The following is a 15,965-nucleotide window of genomic DNA, read 5'->3' on the forward strand; positions in this document are numbered from 1 at the left end:
TGCGAAAGGAACGGACAGGCGAGCGTCGTTTTGAAATCCCAAGCCTGACGGCCCGCCGGGCGGACCGCTGCAACGCTCCTTGGGAGGGGATGTATTTTAAGGGCGTTCGCCTGAGAAGCCGTGAACGAATCCGCCATGCCCGCTCATCCCGCTCCCGCGCGCCCACTCGGCGTTGCAAATGCTCGCCATAGCCCGAGCTATGGCTGCGCTTTGCGCCTTGATTGGCCGCGCGGGAGCGGGCTGCTCGAGCACGCCGGATTCATTCACGGCTTCTGAGCCCGCGGGAAAGCCCTAGTCGGGCCCCACAGGCAGCCCCCACAGAATGCGGGCGCGCAATTCGTCGAAGAACGAACGTTCGTGTTTTTATTTGAAAACAAAGGAATGAACATATGCCAAGAAAGAGGAATTCGAGGCTGCTGCGCCTCGCTGCTCGCCCGGTCCGCGCCGCACTGCTCTTCGGCCTGGTGGGGACGACAACCTTGAGCCAAGTGAGCCAGGCGGCCATCACCGACACCCCCACGCAGGTCCAGGCCCGGGTGACGTCCAGCGAAGCGAAGACGAAGAACCCGATCGTGCTGGTGCACGGCCTGTTCGGCTTCGACAACGTGCTGGGCATCGACTACTTCTATCGCATCCCCGAGAGCCTGGCCGGCGCGGGCGCGAAGGTGTACGTGGCCCAGGTCTCGGGCGCCAACAGCTCCGAGATCCGCGGCGAGCAGCTGATCCAGGAGCTGAAGAACCTGCGGGCGCTCTCGGGCGACGCGTCGCTCAAGTTCAACCTCGTCGGCCATTCGCAGGGCGCGCCCACCGCGCGCTACGTGGCGGCGGTGGAGCCCGGGCTGGTCGCCTCGGTCACCTCTGTGGGCGGCGCCAACGGCGGCTCGAAGGTGGCGGACCTCTTGCGCAAGATTCCCGAAGGCAGCGTCTCCGAGGCGGTGGTCGCGGAAACGCTGCGGCTCGCGATGCTCCTGCTCGGCGCCATCTCGGGCAAGGACGCGGGCCAGCTGCCCGAAGTGCCGCTGAACGCACTGAATTCGCTCACCACCGCGGGCGGCGCGGCCTTCGACAAGAAGTTTCCGCAGGGCCGTCCAGCCCCGGGCTCCTCCTGCGACGTGAAGAGCGGCCCGGCCGAAGCGAACGGCGTGCGCTACTACTCGTGGTCCGGCGTACAGCCGCTCACCAACGCGTTCGATGCGAGCGACGTGGCCATGGGCGGGCTGAGCCTCGTCGCCTTCGGGAGCGAGACCAACGACGGCCTCCTGGCCGTGTGCTCCACGCGCCTGGGCACGCACCTGGGCGACTACCGCCAGAACCACCTGGACGAGGTCAACCAGCTCTTCGGCCTGACCTACATCGGGCTGTGGACGCTGTTCGAGAAGAAGCCGGTGCAGCTCTACCAAGAGCAGGCCGCGCGATTGAAGAGCGCAGGCCTCTGACGATGCGGTGCGTCCTGCTGTGAAAAAAGCGAGGCCGCTGCAGCTCGGCGCGATGGCGGGCGCTGCGGTGCTCGCCATCCTTGCCGGATGGTGGCTGGTGGACGGGCTGTCTCCGGCCGACGCCCCGGAGACGGTGGTGGCGACTTCCGCCGCCCCCGCCCCGGGCGGCGCGGTGCCGGCAACGGCACAGCCGACGAGCGATGCTCACCCCGCCCCCGACGCCATGCTGAACCCATCGCTCATCCTCATCTTCGAGAGCGCGCTCGCCGAGGCGCAGGCCACCGGCAAGGCCGCCTTCATGGCGATGGCCCCCGGCCTCCTCGCCAAGCGCCTGCCCGCCGAACTGGTCGCGCGCGCGATGGGCCTGCTCGAGCGCTACATCGACATGCAGGAAGCCATGCAGGCCCTGCCGCCACCCGACGCCGGCGACCCAGCTTCGATGCGCAAGACCATCGAGGCGCGCGCCGAAGTGCGCCGCAGGTACTTCGCGCCCGAGGAAATCGAAGGTCTCTTCGGCGACGAGATCCGCCAGGACGCCCTCATGGCCGACAAGATGGCACTCGCCCGCGACGCCAACCTCACGCCCGAGGAGCGCGAAGCCGCCGCCAAGCGCAGCGAAGAGGCCCTGCTCACACCGGAGCAGCGCGAACAGCGGCGCGCCTTCACCGCCCAGGTCGACGTGCAGCGCCAGACCGACGCCATGGACGCGCGCGGCGCCAGCGCCCAGGAGCGCTTTGCCGAACGCAGCGCCGCCTACGGCTACGAGGCAGCCCGCCAGCTGGCTGCGCTGGACCAGGAAAACCGGGACTGGAACAGCCGCCTCGACCAGTACGCCAACGCGCCCCCGGAGCAGCAGGAGCAGCTGCGCGAGTCGCTCTTCAACGAGCGGGAGCGCTTGCGCCTGAGCGGGGCGCTGGCATTGCGTTCGGCACGACCTGCGCCGAACGCGGCAGGCCAAACACCCGGTCGAAGCCCCAGTTGAAGACGAAGGTGTAGACCAGGAAGAACAGCACCAGGCCCAGGTCCATCACCAGCGCCTGCCAGAGCGTGACGCCCAGGCCCCAGGCGAACATGGGCACCAGGAACGCGATCAGCCCGCCCTCGAAGCCGATGGCGTGGGCGATGCGGCGGCGCACGCTGCGCCCGCGCACGGCCTGGCGCGATTCCCAGCGCTCGAACAGCGCATTGAAGATCAGGTTCCAGATCACCGCGACGACCGAAGCCGCCACCGCCAGCACGCCGGAATGGCCGAGCCCGGCGTCCGTCATCAGGGCCAGGCCGGCGCTGGCGCACACGATGGCGATCCCTTCGTACAGGGAGATGTAGACGACACGACGCTGGAGCCCTTGCATGACTTTTCCTCTTGAACTTGAATGCGATGGGTGGACTTTATTTGCTATTTACTGATATAAAAAGTCATCTTATTTCAATTAAATTGATAGATCGGACACCATGGCCTTCTCCAGCGACAACGTCGAGGTGTTCCTGGCCGTGATCGACCACGGCTCGTTTTCAGCCGCCGCGCGGGCGCTGCACAAGGTGCCGTCGGCCGTGAGCATGGCCATCGCCGGCCTCGAAGCCGAGCTCGACCTGCCCCTGTTCGACCGCAAGGGCCGCGAGCCACAACCCACCGCTGCGGCTCGTTCGCTGGAACCGCAGGCGCGGATGCTCGCGGCGCAACTCAAGCAGTTGCAGGTGCAGGCGCTCGCGCTCACCCAGGGGCTGGAAAACCGCCTGACGCTCGCTATCGCGCCCGAACTTCTGGCCGCGCCCTGGAGCGGGCCGCTCGCCGAACTGGCGCAGGAATACCCGCTGCTGCAGGTCGAGGTGCTCGCCGCGCCGCAGGCCGATGCGCTCACGCTGCTGCACAGCGGCCGCGCGCAACTGGCGCTGGTGTTCGAGCGCCCGAGCCTGGACGGCCGCGAAGGTTTTCAGGAAGTGGGCAGCGACACGATGGTGGCCGTGATGGCGCCCTATCACCCGGCGCTCGTCGCGGCGGCCGGCGAGCGGCTGCGGGAAGAGCACCTCACGAACACGCGCCAGATCGTGGTCGCCGGACGCGACCTGGCCACCAGCGACCCACGCTTCGTGTTCGCGCGCCACGTCTGGCGCACCGACAACGCGCTGGCGGCGCTGAGCCTGATCACCGCGGGCCTGGGCTGGGGGTGGCTCCCGCGCAATTTCGCGCGGCCGCACGTGGCGGCGGGCGCGCTGGTCGAGATTCCGTTCGAGAACCTCAGCAACGGGCTCGACCTGTGGGTCGACGTGGTGTGGTCGAGGGAGCGCCCGCTGGGGCTGGGCGCGCAGCGCTTCGTGGCGCTGATCGCGCGCGACCGGCAGGCGGCCGCGCACGCCGCAGCCAGCTAGGCGGCTTCCGCTTCGCGGTAGAAGCCGGCGCTGTTGCCGCCGAGCGCGCGTCCCGCCACCGGCGCCACCGCACGGCCGATCGCCGCGATGTGGTCTGGTGTCGTGCCGCAGCAGCCGCCCACGATGTTCACCAGCCCCGCGGCCGCGAACTCGTGCAAGAGGCGCGAGGTGACATCGGGCGTCTCGTCGAAGCCGGTGTCGCTCATCGGATTGGGCAAGCCCGCGTTCGGGTAGCAGCTGATGAAGGTGTCGCCCGCCACGCGCGCCAGCTCCTGGATGTAGGGGCGCATCAACGCCGCGCCCAGCGCGCAGTTCAGGCCGATGGCCAGCGGGCGCGCATGCCGCACGCTGTGCCAGAACGCGGTGACGGTCTGGCCGCTCAGGATGCGGCCAGAAGCGTCGGTGACGGTGCCGCTGATGATGAGCGGCAGGCGCTGGCCGCTGTTGTCGAAATACTCGTCCACCGCGAAAAGCGCGGCCTTGGCGTTGAGCGTGTCGAAGATCGTCTCGACCAGGATCACGTCGGCGCCGCCTTCGACCAGCGCCTCGGTCTGCTCGTAATAGGCCTCGCGCAGCGACTCGAAATCGACGTTGCGTGCGCCCGGATCGTTCACGTCGGGGCTGATGCTCGCGGTCTTGGGCGTCGGGCCGAGGGCGCCGGCCACGAAGCGGGGCTTGTCGGGGGTACTGAACTTGTCGCAGGCCGCGCGCGCGATGCGGGCGGATTCGAGGTTCATCTCGCGCGCCAGGTGCGCCATCTTGTAGTCCTCCTGCGCGATGGTGGTCGCGCCGAAGGTGTTGGTCTCGATGAGGTCGGCGCCGGCGGCGAGGTAGCCCTCGTGGATGTCTGAGATGACGTCGGGCCGGGTGAGCGAGAGCAGTTCGTTGTTGCCCTTCACGTCGCGCTCGAAGTCCTTGAAGCGCTCGCCGCGGTACTGCTCCTCGGTGAGCTTGAAGCGCTGGATCATCGTGCCCATCGCGCCATCGAGGATGGCGATGCGCTTTTCGAGGATGCCGGCCAGGGCCTGGCCGCGGGTGTAGACGAGGGGCTTCATAGCCCTCGATTGTAGAAAGCCGTGCATCGCCCTGCGCGCGGGCGGGCTTGGCGCAAGGGGCGCGCGCATGCCCGCCGGCGGGCCCGGGGCTTGTCTTGCCTGCCACTTCGGCCTCTGGCAATGTGGGGGTTCCCAAGGAGCGCGCTTCGCCATGCAGGACATCTTCCAGGTGGGCAACGCCCATTTCGCCTTCGCCCCCGAAACCTCGGCCCAGTTCGTCGATGGCGGGATGCAGTTCGAGCTGCACACGCTGCCCGTCGCGTTCGACAAGGCGCTGCATGCACCGGCTTTCCAGCCCGACGACGTGGACAACCCCTCGGAAGGCACGATCGCGCCGCGCTTCGGCACCTACGGCCCGTTCTTCTTCTACGACAAGACCGCCGAAGCGCATCGCGTGGTGCAAGTGCCGCAGACGAGGCCGGCCACGCATGACTTCCACCTGTACGAACGCGGCTTCGCCTGGGACAGGTTCCAGGGCGAGGTGACGCTCACGCCATCGTTCGTCGAGATCCGCGGCGTCATGAAGGCCTACTCGGGCGACGGTGCGGACAGCGTTGCCATCCACGTGCGCAAGGCCTTCGAGCCGGGCGAGGTGGTGTTGAAGCCGCACACATACACCAGCCTGGCCGAAGCGGCCGAAGTACCGCCCGAACGCGTGCAGCGGCTTCTCATCGCGCAGCCCTGGGAGCAGGGCACCCCAAGGTTCGACGCGTTTCCGCCGGAGATCCTGCGCTTCTCCAGGCTGGAGTTCCTGTCGCTGCAGTTCGCGTACCCCAAGTACGCGCCCTTCACCGCTTTGCCCGATGCCTTCTGTGCGCTCGGCGAACTCAAAGAGCTGTTCATCCGCAATTCGAGCATCGTGCAGTTGCCCGACGACTTCGGCGCGCTCGCGCAGCTCGAAGTGCTCTCGATGGAATACGGCCAGCTCGAGCGCCTGCCCGAAAGCATCTGCAAGCTCCCACGCCTGCAGCGGTTGCTGCTCAATGGCAACGCGCTCGAGAGCCTGCCGGAATGCATCGGCGACCTGCCGGCCCTGCGCCTGCTGGCCGTCGAGAAGAATCCGTTCGTGTCGCTGCCCGCGTCGCTCAAGAAAATCGAGAAGGTCAACCTCGAGAGAAAACTGCAGGCGCTCTACCAGGACATCACGTACCGCAAGGATGTCAATGTGCCCATGGCGCCCGCACAGTTCCTCGCGCAGGGAGACGACCTGTACACGCAGCTGCTGGCGGCCGCCTGCGGCAAGCACAAGCTCAAGCGCTACCTGCCTGCGCTGCAGCGGGTGGCCCGCCGCGCGGTGCGCTACCGGACCACCGAACCCGAGGACTATGCGCACAAGGGCAACACCCGCTTCGGCGGCGCGCCCGACCTGCCGCCGGGCATGGCGTTTCCGCTGTCCGACGGCGGCAGCCACTGGCGCTTCTACGCGCAGCTGAACCTGGCCGAAGTCGCGCCACTGCAGCCCTACCTGCCGCGCGAGGGCATGCTGTATTTCTTCGGCGAGGATCAGGAGTCGCTGGAGAAATCTCTGGTGGTCCATTCCACGGCGCCGCTGGAATCGCTCGTCACCTACGCGTACCCGGAAGACGTCCGGTTCGAGAACGGATTTGCCGACGACCTGTACCCGGGCCTCAAGGCCGTCGCCGACGCCACGGTGTCCGTGCCCAATCTGTATGGCGCCCAGGACCGCTGGACCGGCCGCGATGCGGTGCTGATGAAGATCGAGGAGGACGAGAAGCTGCAGAAGGCCTACTGGGCGCTCGACGAGGAACTCTCCGGCAAGGAGGATCGCTGCCACCTCGTCAACGCGCATGTGTTCACGCAGCACAAGACGCCCGAGGAGCAGGCCTCCGATGCGAAGGGCGGCCTGCCCGGCGAATGGATCAACCTGCTGGCGCTCGAATCGGACAGGCGCCCGAACGGATTCTGCTTCTGGGATGCGGGCACGCTGACCTACAGCATCCACATGAAGGACCTCGCGCTGGGTGACTTCTCGCGGGTCTTCGTGAGCCTGGAAAGCAGCTGAGGCGCCGCCCAGCGGCTCAGCGTGGCGCGCGGCCCTCGACGAAAGCCAGCACCGCCTCGATCATCCGCCGCACATGCGGCTGCACGCCGGCTGCCACCTCGGGCAGGTAGTCGAAGGGCAACTGCTCCTGCATGTAGCTCGACTGCGTCATCTCCAGCTGCACTGCATGCACGCCAGCGGCCGGATTGCCGTACTGGCGCGTGATGTGGCCGCCCTTGAAGCGGCCATTGAGCACGCCCGTGTAGCCCGTGGCCGACTCCGCGATGCCGAGCAGCGTGGCCGCCAGCGCCGGATCGCAGCTCGTGCCGTTGCCGGTGCCCAGGTTCAGGTCAGGCAGCTTGCCGTCGAAGAAGCGCGGCAGCACCGAGCGGATCGAGTGCGCGTCCCACAGCGCGATGGTGCCGTGCGCGGCCTTCAGGCGATCGAGTTCGGCCTGCAGTTGGCGGTGGTACGGGTGCCAGATCGCGTCGCGGCGCTCGGCGACTTCCGCGTCATCGGGCAGGTCGTCTTTGGAAGCGTAGACCGGCGTGTCGTCGAAGGTGTCGACCGGGCACAGGCCGGTGACGCTCTGGCCCGGGTAGAGGCTCGCGCCATCCGGTGGACGGTTCAGGTCGATCACGTAGCGCGAATGCGTGGCCACGAGCACCGAGGCGCCGAGTTCGTCGGCGAAGTCGTAGAGCTGCTCCAGGTGCCAGTCGGTGTCGGGCACATGGCGCGCTTCGTCGGTGAGACGGACGGCCAGCGCGGGCGGCACATGCGTGCCGACGTGCGGCATCGAGATCAGCAGCGGGCGCGTGCCCTGGCGAAAGCGGAACGCCGGTTCGGCGGTGGTGAAGGCCATGGTGGTTTCAGTCCTGGAGGAGTTGGGTGCGCGCCGCCACGAAGGCGGACGCGGATTCGTTGTGCAGCGCGTGGCGTCCCGCCGAGACACGCTCGCGGCCGGCCACCCAGACCGCGTCGATGGCGGAGGTGCGATGGCTCGCGAAGACATGCGCCGAAAGCATGTCGGGCGCCGACAGGCCCTGCAGCGCAACGTGCGCCGCATCGAGCACGATGAAGTCGGCCTGCTGCCCCACCGCGAGCCCGCCGACCGCGCGGCCCGAGGCCTGCGCCCCGCCCTGCACCGCTTCGAGCGTGAGCGCGGTGGCGACATGCGGCTGCGCCGCGCTCGCGCCGACGTTGCGCTGGCGCTTGGCAAAGCGCTGGCTGTATTCGAGCATCAGCAGCTCTTCCGCCGCGTTGACGCTGGCGTGGCTGTCGGAGCCCACGCCCCATGCGCCGCCATGGCTGCGCCACTTCGGGAAATCGAAGATGCCGTCGCCCAGGTTCGCCTCGGTCGTCGGGCACAGGCCTGCGACCGCGCCGCTCCTGGCGGCGTACTCGTACTCGGCGTCGTTCATGTGCGTCGCGTGCACGAGGCACCAGCGCGCATCGACCGGCGCGTGATCGAGCAGCCACTCGACGGGGCGCAGGCCGCTCCATTCGACGCAATCGTCCACTTCCTTGGTCTGCTCGGCGATGTGGATGTGGATCGGCGCGGTGCGGTCGATGGCTTCGAGCCCCGCGACCGCATCGCGCAATGCCTCGGGCGGCACGGCGCGCAGCGAGTGCGGCGCCATGCCGAGGCGCGCGCCCTGCGCGTCGCACGCGGGCTTGAGCGCTTCGAGCAGGCGCAGCATCGATTCGGTCGAGCGGATGAAGCGGCGCTGCCCTTCGCTGGGCGGCTGGTCGCCGAAACCGCTGGTCTGGTAGAGCACCGGCAGCAGCGTGAAGCCGATGCCGGTCTTCTCTGCGGCGCGCAGCAGCGCGAGGCTCAGCGTCGCGTCGTCGGCGTAGGGACGGCCGTCGGCGTCGTGGTGCACGTACTGGAACTCGCACACGCTGGTGTAGCCCGCTTCGAGCATCTCGGCGTAGAGCCAGGTCGCGATCGCCTCCATGTGCTGCGGGCCGAGGCGCGCGGCAAAGCGGTACATCAGCGTGCGCCAGCTCCAGAAGCTGTCCCGCTGTTCGGCGCGGTGTTCGGTGAGGCCGGCAAACGCGCGCTGGAAGGCGTGCGAGTGCAGGTTGGGCATGCCGGGGATCACGGGGCCGGTCGCCACCTGCGCGCCTGCGGACGGTTGCGTGGCGGGCTGGACCTGCGTGAGCTGGCCTGCGTCGTTCCACGTCAGCAGGACGTTCTTCGCCCAGCCCGCGGGCAGCAGCGCATCGGCTGCGAAGAGTGTTTGTCTTACCCCCTCTCCCTCTGGGAGACGGTTGGGGTGAGGGCTGTCGGCCTTCGATAACGCCGTCGTCGTATTCATGGCCGCAGGCCCTCACCCTGCCCTCTCCCAGAGGGAGAGGGGAAAGAAATACAAATACGGCCTTGGCGCACCGCGGTGCGCAGCGGACGTTGACCGAACCAGTACGCGAGCTCGGCCGCATCGCGCACCTTCCACAGTACGAAGTTGGCGGGCATGCCTTCGGTGATAACGCCGTGCGTGGCCTCCAGGCCCAGCGCGCGCGCCGCATGCACCGTGACACCGGCCAGCGCCTCGGGCACCGTCAGGCGGAACAGCGTGCACGCCATGTTCACCATCAGCAGCAGGCTCAGCGTCGGCGAGGTGCCGGGGTTGTGATCGGTCGATACGGCCATCGGCACGCCGGCAGCGCGCAGCGCCTCGATGGGCGGCAGGTGCGTGTCGCGCAGCGTGTAGTAGGCGCCGGGCAGCAGCACGGCCACGGTGCCCGATTGGCGCATCGCCTCGATGCCGTCGGCCGACAGGTGCTCGATGTGGTCGCATGAGAGCGCGCCGTAGCGCGCGGCGAGCGCGGCGCCGCCCATGTCCGACAGTTGCTCCGCATGCAGCTTCACCGGCAGGCCCAACGCCTTCGCGGCCTGGAAGACCTGCTCGGTTTCCGCGAGCGAGAAGGCGATGCGCTCGCAGAACACGTCCACCGCATCGACCAGCCCTTCGGCCGCGAGCGCGGGCAGCATTTCGCGGCACACGAGATCGATGTAGTCGCCGCTGCGGCCCGTGTATTCGGGCGGCAGTGCGTGCGCGCCGAGGAAGGTGGTGCGTACGGTGACGCCATAGGCTTCGCCGAGGCGCCGCGCCACGCGCAATTGTTTGCGCTCATGTTCGAGCGAAAGGCCGTAGCCCGACTTGATTTCAATGGCGCACACACCATCGGCCAGCAGCTGTTCGAGGCGCGGTGCGGCCTGTGCGAAGAGCGTGTCTTCGTCGGCCTCGCGCGTGGCGCGCACCGACGAGACGATGCCGCCGCCCGCCTTCGCCACTTCTTCGTAGGTCGCGCCCGCGAGCCGCATCGCGAATTCGTTCGCGCGCTGGCCGCCGTAGACGAGGTGCGTGTGGCAATCGACGAGGCCGGGCGTGACGAGTGCATCGCCGCCGTCGTGCACAGAAAGCTCTGCGAACTCGGCCGGCAGCGCGCTGCGCGCGCCGACCCAGCGGATCGCGCCTTGCGCGACCACGATGGCGGCTTCGACGCCGGCATCGGTCGCCAGGCGCAGGCCGGTCCAGAGGCCGTCGGCCGATGGATATGTGTTGGCAGATTTCATTGTTTTGTTCTCTTTCTGCAGGTTACGCCGGCACGATGCGGACCGCTACCAGCCGCGCGTCTTCGCTCTCCGGCATCGCTTGCCACGCGAGCGGCGCGTCGGCCCAATGCAGGCCCTCGCCCTCGGTGCAGGCTTCGTCGTTCAACCGCCATGCACCGCGCAAGGCGAGCAGCACGCCGTGCGGTGCCCCCTCGATGGCCGTTGCGTGGTCGAGCACCTGCACATCGGCGCGCCACTGGCCGTGACGCGTCATCACGTTGAAATCGTTCGACGCGCCACCCAGCAGCGTGCAGTCGATCGCATCGTCGCCGCTGAACGCGAACGGCCGATGCGGCACATCGAGCCGGTGCTCCACGCGCCCGTCGTGCGTGAAGAGCCGCACCCCGTCGCCTTCGAGCAGCATGATGCTGCGGTCGATGCCCGCGAACACCGAGAACGGCCCCGCCGCCGCGATGGTCGCGATGCTCACGCGCCAGCCGAAGCTGTCGAGCCCCGCGCCCTGGGGCCAGCTCGCGATTTCCTGCGTGGTGCCGCCGCCGTTCTTCCAGGGCATGGCGGGCAGCGTGGCGCGAGAAAAACCTTGCACGCTCATCGCATCAACCCGCCTTGCCGCAGCTTCTGCTCGAAGTGCCGCAGCACCAGCGTCATCGTGCCGGTCAGCACGAAGTAGACGAGCGCGATGGCCAGGTACACCTCCAGCGACCGGTACGACACGCTGATGATCTTCTGCCCCTCGTGCATCACGTCGTGGATCGTCAGCAGCGACACCAGCGCCGAGTTCTTGATGAGCGCGATGAACTCGTTGCCCAGCGGCGGAATCATCCGCACCACCGCCTGCGGCAGCACGATCTGGCGCATCGCGACGCCGGGCGTCATGCCCAGCGACTGCGCGGCCATCGTCTGGCCCTTGTCGATCGACTGGATCGCGCCGCGCACGATTTCCGACACATACGCGCCCGAGTACACGCCCAGCCCCAGCACGCCGCACAGGAAGGCGGGAAGCAGGATGCCGAAGTGCGGCAGGCCGAAGAAAAGAATGAACAGCTGCACCAGCAGCGGCGTGCCGCGAATGACCGCCACGTAGGCGGTGCACACGCTGTAGATCCATCGCCGCTTCGGGTTCAGCCGGCCGATGCCGACGATGAGGCCGAGCACGCAACCGAGCGCGAGCGCGCAGGCGGTGATTTCCACCGTGACGAGCGCACCGCGCAAGAGGTCGGGCCAGCCCTGCCAGACCGGTGAGAAATCGAAGTCCATCGCGCGCTTACTTGGCCGTGCTGCTGAACCACTTCTTCACGATCTGTGCATACGTGCCGTCGGCCTTCAGCTTCTCGATCGCACCGTTCACGGCCTTGGTGAGTTCCGGCGTGTCCTTGCGGATCGCCATGCCGTATTCCTCGGTGGTGATCTGCTCGTCGAGCACCTTCAGGCCCGGCCGCGTGCGCACGTACTGGTAAGCGGCGGGCTTGCCGGTGACGGCAGCATCGGCACGGCCGATGTCCACGAGGTTGAACATTTCCTGGTTCTTCTCGACTTCCATCAGCTGCACCTGCGGGTACTTTTCCTTCGTGAAGGCGACCGACTTGGTGCCCACCTGCACGCTGACCTTCTTGCCGTCGATGTCGGCCGGCTTCTTGATGGTCGTGTTGCCTTCTTTCACCATCACCACCAGGCCGCCCGCGTAGTACGGCGTGGTGAAGTCGACGACCTTCTTGCGCTCGTCGGTGATGTAGATGGCAGAGACGGCCATGTCGAAGCGCCTGGAGATCAGGCCCGGCACGAGCCCCTTGAAGTCGATGTCGATCCACTCGATCTTGCGGCCCAGCGTCTTGCCGATGGCCTCGACCAGTTCCACGTCGAAGCCGGTGCGCTTGCCGTTCTCCACGTATTCCATCGGCGGGAAAGTGGCATCGGTGGCCACGCGCAGCGGCTCGCCTTGCGCTTGGGCGGCGCCGGCGAAACCGAAGAGAGCGAGGCCTGAGAGTGCGGCGGCGACAAGGGTGCGACGGGTGTTCATGGTGAAGGCTTTCGTGGGTGTGAAAAAGGTAAGAGCGACTGGCTACTGGAGCGCGCGAGAGATGCGTGCCGCCGTGACGACGGTCATGTGGAGCAATGCAGCTTCCATGCCCTCGACGCGCGTGATCGGCGCCATGAGCGTGATCGCGCCGCGCAGCCGCCGGCCCGAGGCCAGCACCGGTGCGCTCGCGCCCCAGACGCCGGCATCGACCTCGCCCTGCGTCACGGCATGGCCGGCTTCGCGGATCGCATCGAGTTCGGCCGCGCGTTCGGCGCGGCGCTGTGCGCTTTCGCCAAGACCGTCGAGCAACGCATCGCGCTGGTCGAGCGGCAGATGGGCGAGCAGGCACTTGGCGCTCGCGCCATCGCTGGCCGGGACGCTGCGGCCCCGGTCGAACGAACAGCGCAGCGAATGTTCGCTGTCGATCATCTCCAGGCACACCACGCGGTCGTTCACCGCGGTGACCAGCGCCACGCTCTCGTGGCTCTGCTGCACCAGCGCGCGCATGTCGGCGCGGGCGGCCATGACCAGGTCGGAGTTGCCGTCGAAGCCGCTCGCGAGCTGCACGCTCACCGGGCCCGGCGAGTAGCGCCCGTCGGACTCCATCACGAAGCCCCAGCGGCGCAGCGTGGCGATCTGCCGGTAGAGCGTGCTCTTGACGAGGCCGGTGGCCTGCCCGAGCTCGGCCGCCGTCATCGCCACCTTGCTCTGCGCCAGCACCGACAGCACCTGCAGGGCGCGGTCGTTGTGGGCGGGGGCGTCGGTCGGGAGCGTCATCTTGCTGGGGCTGTCGCTGGATGTCGGGAAGTGGGAGCCGGCGTGCAGTATCTTGCTCGCCGTTCCCACGTCCAAGCCTGAATTCCCATTCGGTGGGAATCGGGCTGCTTTTTCTTTCTACCTTCGTCTTACCTTCGCCGAACCGTCAATCAACCGACCAGCAGCGGAAAGCGCGCGTCGTCCATCGGCGCGCCGGCCGGCAGCGTCTCGGCCAGGCCGGGAAAGTCCGGCGAGGTCTTCCAGCTGCGCGGCGCATGGCGGATGTCGTCGCCCAGGAATCGCACCGAGAACACGCGGCGCCGGTTCGGCCCTTCGACCCCGGCGGCCGCATGCAGCGTGAGCATGTGGAAGCAGACGAAATCGCCGGGCTTGATGTTCCAGCCCACGATGGGAAAGCGCTCGCGCGCGCCCTCGATGTCGGGCAGGTCTTCGAGGCTGCCTTCGGGGAACCACTTGGCGTGGTTGTCCATGAAGGTGCGCGGCATGAGCCACGGCCCCTTGTGGGAGCCGGCCACGAACTCGAGCGTGGCGGTGCGCGACACCGGATCGACCGGAATCCACATGCTGATGTTCTGCGCGCCCTCGATGTTGTAGTAGGGCTGGTCCTGGTGCCAGGGCGTGCGCTGCCGCGTGCCGGGCTCCTTGACCAGCAGGTGGTCGTGGTACAGGCGCACGGTCTGCGAACCCATCAGGCGCTGCGCGAGTTGCGCCAACGGTGCTTCGAAGATGAAGCGGCGGAAGGCGTCGATCTCCTGCCAGTTGCAAAAGTCCTCGAAGAAGCGGCCCGGATCGTCGGGCCGGCTCGCCACCTTGGCGCGCGGGCTGGGCGCCGCGAGGTTGGCTTCGATGCCGCCCTGCAGCAAGGCCAGCTCGTCGGCGGTGAGCAGTTGGCGGATGCAGACGGCGCCGTCGCGCTGGAATTGCGCGACCAGGTCGTCGCTCACGCGCGCCTGCACGCGGCGTTGCAGTTCCCGGGCGTCAGGAACCGCTGCCATCACTTCACCATCGGCAGCTTGAGGCCCTGCTTCTTCGCGGTCGCGACGGCGATGTCGTAGCCCGCATCCGCATGGCGCATCACGCCGGTGGCCGGATCGTTGAAGAGCACGCGCTCGATGCGCTTGGCGGCGGCATCGGTGCCGTCGCACACGATCACCACGCCCGAATGCTGCGAGTAGCCCATGCCGACGCCGCCGCCGTGGTGCAGGCTGACCCAGGTGGCGCCGCCGGCGGTGTTGAGCAGCGCGTTGAGCAGCGGCCAGTCGGAGACGGCATCGGTGCCGTCCTTCATCGCCTCAGTCTCGCGGTTCGGGCTCGCGACCGAGCCGGTGTCTAGGTGGTCGCGGCCGATGACGATCGGCGCCTTCAGCTCGCCGTTCTTCACCATCTCGTTGAAGGCCAGGCCCGCGATGTGGCGCTCGCCCAGGCCCAGCCAGCAGATGCGTGCCGGCAAGCCCTGGAAGGCGATGCGCTCGCGCGCCATGTCGAGCCAGCGGTGCGTGTGCGTGTTCTCGGGGAACAGCTCCTTGATCTTGGCGTCGGTCTTGTAGATGTCTTCCGGGTCGCCCGAGAGCGCGACCCAGCGGAACGGGCCCTTGCCCTCGCAGAACAGCGGGCGGATGTAGGCGGGCACGAAGCCGGGGAAGTCGAAGGCGTTCTTCACGCCCTCGTCGAAGGCGACCTGGCGGATGTTGTTGCCGTAGTCGACGGTCGGGATGCCCATGGACTGGAAGTCGAGCATGGCCTGCACGTGCACGGCGCAGGACTGGGCAGCGGCCTTCTTGAGCACGTCGTGCTGCGAAACGTCCTTCATCGCGGCCTGCCATTGCGGCACGGTCCAACCCGAGGGCAGGTAGCCGTTGATGAGGTCGTGTGCGGAGGTCTGGTCGGTCACGAGGTCGGGCTTGATGCCGCCGGCCTTCGCGCGCTTCACCAGCTCGGGGAGGATGTCGGCCGCGTTGCCGAGCAGCGCGATCGACACGGCTTCCTTCGCATCCGTGTGCTGTTTGATGAGTTCGAAGGCATGGTCGATGTCGCGCGCCTGCTTGTCGACATAGCGTGTGCGCAGGCGAAAGTCGATGCTCGACTGCTGGCACTCGATGTTGAGCGACACCGCGCCCGCGAGCGTGGCCGCGAGCGGCTGCGCGCCGCCCATGCCGCCGAGGCCGGCCGTGAGGATCCACTTGCCCGCAAGGCTGTTGTTGTAGTGCTGGCGGCCGGCTTCGACGAAGGTCTCGAAGGTGCCCTGCACGATGCCCTGGCTGCCGATGTAGATCCAGCTGCCGGCCGTCATCTGGCCGTACATGAAGAGGCCCTTGCGGTCCAGCTCGTTGAAGTGCTCCCAGGTGCCCCACTTCGGCACGAGGTTCGAATTGGCGAGCAGCACGCGCGGTGCGTTCTCATGCGTCTTGAACACGCCGACGGGTTTGCCCGATTGAATGAGCAAGGTCTCGTCGTCGTTCAACTCTTTCAGTGACGCGAGGATCTGGTCGTAGCACTCCCAGTTGCGCGCGGCGCGGCCGATGCCGCCGTACACCACGAGGTCCTGCGGGCGCTCGGCCACCTCGGCATCAAGGTTGTTCTGCAGCATGCGGTAAGGCGCTTCGGTGAGCCAGCTCTTGCAGTTGAGCGTGCTGCCGCGCGGCGCGCGGATCACGCGCGTCGGGTCATGGCGCGGATCGGCGGCAGCAGGATTGTTCAAGGCGAATTTTTCGGGAGCGTTCATGGCGTGGTT

General features: G+C 67.8%; 15 protein-coding genes and 1 riboswitch. Of the genes, 4 read left to right on the top strand and 11 right to left on the bottom strand.

What is annotated here, in order from left to right; all coding sequences use genetic code 11:
- Positions 1-13: 13 nt before the first annotated feature.
- Positions 14-87, bottom strand: a riboswitch (S-adenosyl-L-homocysteine riboswitch).
- Positions 88-389: 302 nt separating this feature from the next.
- Together NU688_RS32550 and NU688_RS32555 are read left to right on the top strand one after the other, a co-directional pair.
- On the top strand, positions 390-1,436 hold the full coding sequence (locus NU688_RS32550; protein WP_257865069.1) for a triacylglycerol lipase: 1,047 nt from the start codon (positions 390-392) through the stop codon (positions 1,434-1,436).
- A gap of 19 nt (positions 1,437-1,455) precedes the next feature.
- The gene (locus tag NU688_RS32555) at positions 1,456-2,418 is read left to right on the top strand and encodes a lipase secretion chaperone (protein ID WP_257865070.1); all 963 of its coding nucleotides are present in this window, start codon (positions 1,456-1,458) and stop codon (positions 2,416-2,418) included.
- Here the strand turns inward: NU688_RS32555 and NU688_RS32560 are convergent.
- Positions 2,315-2,788, bottom strand: a complete 474-nt coding sequence (locus tag NU688_RS32560; protein WP_257865071.1) for a PACE efflux transporter — start codon at positions 2,786-2,788, stop codon at positions 2,315-2,317. The genes NU688_RS32555 and NU688_RS32560 overlap by 104 nt on opposite strands.
- A gap of 100 nt (positions 2,789-2,888) precedes the next feature.
- Here NU688_RS32560 and NU688_RS32565 point away from each other — a divergent pair, with 100 nt between their 5' ends.
- Positions 2,889-3,803, top strand: a complete 915-nt coding sequence (locus NU688_RS32565; protein WP_257865072.1) for a LysR family transcriptional regulator — start codon at positions 2,889-2,891, stop codon at positions 3,801-3,803.
- Here NU688_RS32565 and NU688_RS32570 read toward each other — a convergent pair.
- Complete coding sequence (locus tag NU688_RS32570; RefSeq protein WP_257865073.1) at positions 3,800-4,858, bottom strand: homocysteine S-methyltransferase family protein; 1,059 nt, start codon at positions 4,856-4,858, stop codon at positions 3,800-3,802. The genes NU688_RS32565 and NU688_RS32570 overlap by 4 nt on opposite strands.
- Positions 4,859-5,009: 151 nt before the next feature.
- On the opposite strand from NU688_RS32570, the gene NU688_RS32575 reads away from it, so the two are divergent.
- Positions 5,010-6,881 (top strand): DUF1963 domain-containing protein, encoded by a 1,872-nt coding sequence (locus NU688_RS32575; protein ID WP_257865074.1) that lies wholly within the window; start codon positions 5,010-5,012, stop codon positions 6,879-6,881.
- Positions 6,882-6,897: 16 nt separating this feature from the next.
- Here NU688_RS32575 and hutG read toward each other — a convergent pair whose 3' ends face one another.
- The 9 genes from hutG to hutU form a co-directional block, all read right to left on the bottom strand.
- The gene (gene hutG / locus NU688_RS32580) at positions 6,898-7,722 is read right to left on the bottom strand and encodes an N-formylglutamate deformylase (protein WP_257865075.1); all 825 of its coding nucleotides are present in this window, start codon (positions 7,720-7,722) and stop codon (positions 6,898-6,900) included.
- 7 nt (positions 7,723-7,729) lie between these two features.
- The gene (locus tag NU688_RS32585; protein WP_257865076.1) at positions 7,730-9,181 is read right to left on the bottom strand and encodes a formimidoylglutamate deiminase; all 1,452 of its coding nucleotides are present in this window, start codon (positions 9,179-9,181) and stop codon (positions 7,730-7,732) included.
- The gene (gene hutI, locus NU688_RS32590) at positions 9,178-10,440 is read right to left on the bottom strand and encodes an imidazolonepropionase (protein ID WP_257865077.1); all 1,263 of its coding nucleotides are present in this window, start codon (positions 10,438-10,440) and stop codon (positions 9,178-9,180) included. Before hutI ends, NU688_RS32585 begins: the two co-directional genes overlap by 4 nt.
- Positions 10,441-10,462: 22 nt before the next feature.
- Positions 10,463-11,032: a HutD family protein gene (locus tag NU688_RS32595; protein WP_257865078.1), complete on the bottom strand. Its 570-nt coding sequence runs from the start codon at positions 11,030-11,032 to the stop codon at positions 10,463-10,465.
- Positions 11,029-11,697: an amino acid ABC transporter permease gene (locus tag NU688_RS32600; RefSeq protein WP_257865080.1), complete on the bottom strand. Its 669-nt coding sequence runs from the start codon at positions 11,695-11,697 to the stop codon at positions 11,029-11,031. Before NU688_RS32600 ends, NU688_RS32595 begins: the two co-directional genes overlap by 4 nt.
- A 7-nt stretch (positions 11,698-11,704) precedes the next feature.
- Entirely contained in the window at positions 11,705-12,457 is a 753-nt protein-coding gene (locus NU688_RS32605; RefSeq protein ID WP_257865081.1) for a transporter substrate-binding domain-containing protein, read from the bottom strand.
- A gap of 42 nt (positions 12,458-12,499) precedes the next feature.
- Positions 12,500-13,234: an IclR family transcriptional regulator gene (locus NU688_RS32610; protein ID WP_257865082.1), complete on the bottom strand. Its 735-nt coding sequence runs from the start codon at positions 13,232-13,234 to the stop codon at positions 12,500-12,502.
- Between the two features lie 149 nt (positions 13,235-13,383).
- Entirely contained in the window at positions 13,384-14,229 is an 846-nt protein-coding gene (locus NU688_RS32615; protein WP_257865083.1) for a phytanoyl-CoA dioxygenase family protein, read from the bottom strand.
- Positions 14,229-15,956, bottom strand: a complete 1,728-nt coding sequence (hutU, locus tag NU688_RS32620) for a urocanate hydratase (RefSeq protein ID WP_257865085.1) — start codon at positions 15,954-15,956, stop codon at positions 14,229-14,231. Before hutU ends, NU688_RS32615 begins: the two co-directional genes overlap by 1 nt.
- Between the last annotated feature and the right edge of the window lie 9 nt (positions 15,957-15,965).

This window comes from Variovorax sp. ZS18.2.2, from assembly GCF_024701975.1.
Lineage (GTDB): Bacteria > Pseudomonadota > Gammaproteobacteria > Burkholderiales > Burkholderiaceae_C > Variovorax.

What these genes read in the sequence shown, in the direction of transcription:
- NU688_RS32570 (WP_257865073.1), bottom strand. Translation starts at nt 4,858, where the DNA reads ATGAAGCCCCTCGTCTACACCCGCGGCCAGGCCCTGGCCGGCATCCTC.
- NU688_RS32565 (WP_257865072.1), top strand. Translation starts at nt 2,889, where the DNA reads ATGGCCTTCTCCAGCGACAACGTCGAGGTGTTCCTGGCCGTGATCGAC.
- NU688_RS32560 (WP_257865071.1), bottom strand. Translation starts at nt 2,788, where the DNA reads ATGCAAGGGCTCCAGCGTCGTGTCGTCTACATCTCCCTGTACGAAGGG.
- NU688_RS32550 (WP_257865069.1), top strand. Translation starts at nt 390, where the DNA reads ATGCCAAGAAAGAGGAATTCGAGGCTGCTGCGCCTCGCTGCTCGCCCG.
- NU688_RS32575 (WP_257865074.1), top strand. Translation starts at nt 5,010, where the DNA reads ATGCAGGACATCTTCCAGGTGGGCAACGCCCATTTCGCCTTCGCCCCC.
- NU688_RS32600 (WP_257865080.1), bottom strand. Translation starts at nt 11,697, where the DNA reads ATGGACTTCGATTTCTCACCGGTCTGGCAGGGCTGGCCCGACCTCTTG.
- NU688_RS32605 (WP_257865081.1), bottom strand. Translation starts at nt 12,457, where the DNA reads ATGAACACCCGTCGCACCCTTGTCGCCGCCGCACTCTCAGGCCTCGCT.
- NU688_RS32585 (WP_257865076.1), bottom strand. Translation starts at nt 9,181, where the DNA reads ATGAATACGACGACGGCGTTATCGAAGGCCGACAGCCCTCACCCCAAC.
- hutG (WP_257865075.1), bottom strand. Translation starts at nt 7,722, where the DNA reads ATGGCCTTCACCACCGCCGAACCGGCGTTCCGCTTTCGCCAGGGCACG.
- hutI (WP_257865077.1), bottom strand. Translation starts at nt 10,440, where the DNA reads ATGAAATCTGCCAACACATATCCATCGGCCGACGGCCTCTGGACCGGC.
- NU688_RS32595 (WP_257865078.1), bottom strand. Translation starts at nt 11,032, where the DNA reads ATGAGCGTGCAAGGTTTTTCTCGCGCCACGCTGCCCGCCATGCCCTGG.
- NU688_RS32610 (WP_257865082.1), bottom strand. Translation starts at nt 13,234, where the DNA reads ATGACGCTCCCGACCGACGCCCCCGCCCACAACGACCGCGCCCTGCAG.
- hutU (WP_257865085.1), bottom strand. Translation starts at nt 15,956, where the DNA reads ATGAACGCTCCCGAAAAATTCGCCTTGAACAATCCTGCTGCCGCCGAT.
- NU688_RS32615 (WP_257865083.1), bottom strand. Translation starts at nt 14,229, where the DNA reads ATGGCAGCGGTTCCTGACGCCCGGGAACTGCAACGCCGCGTGCAGGCG.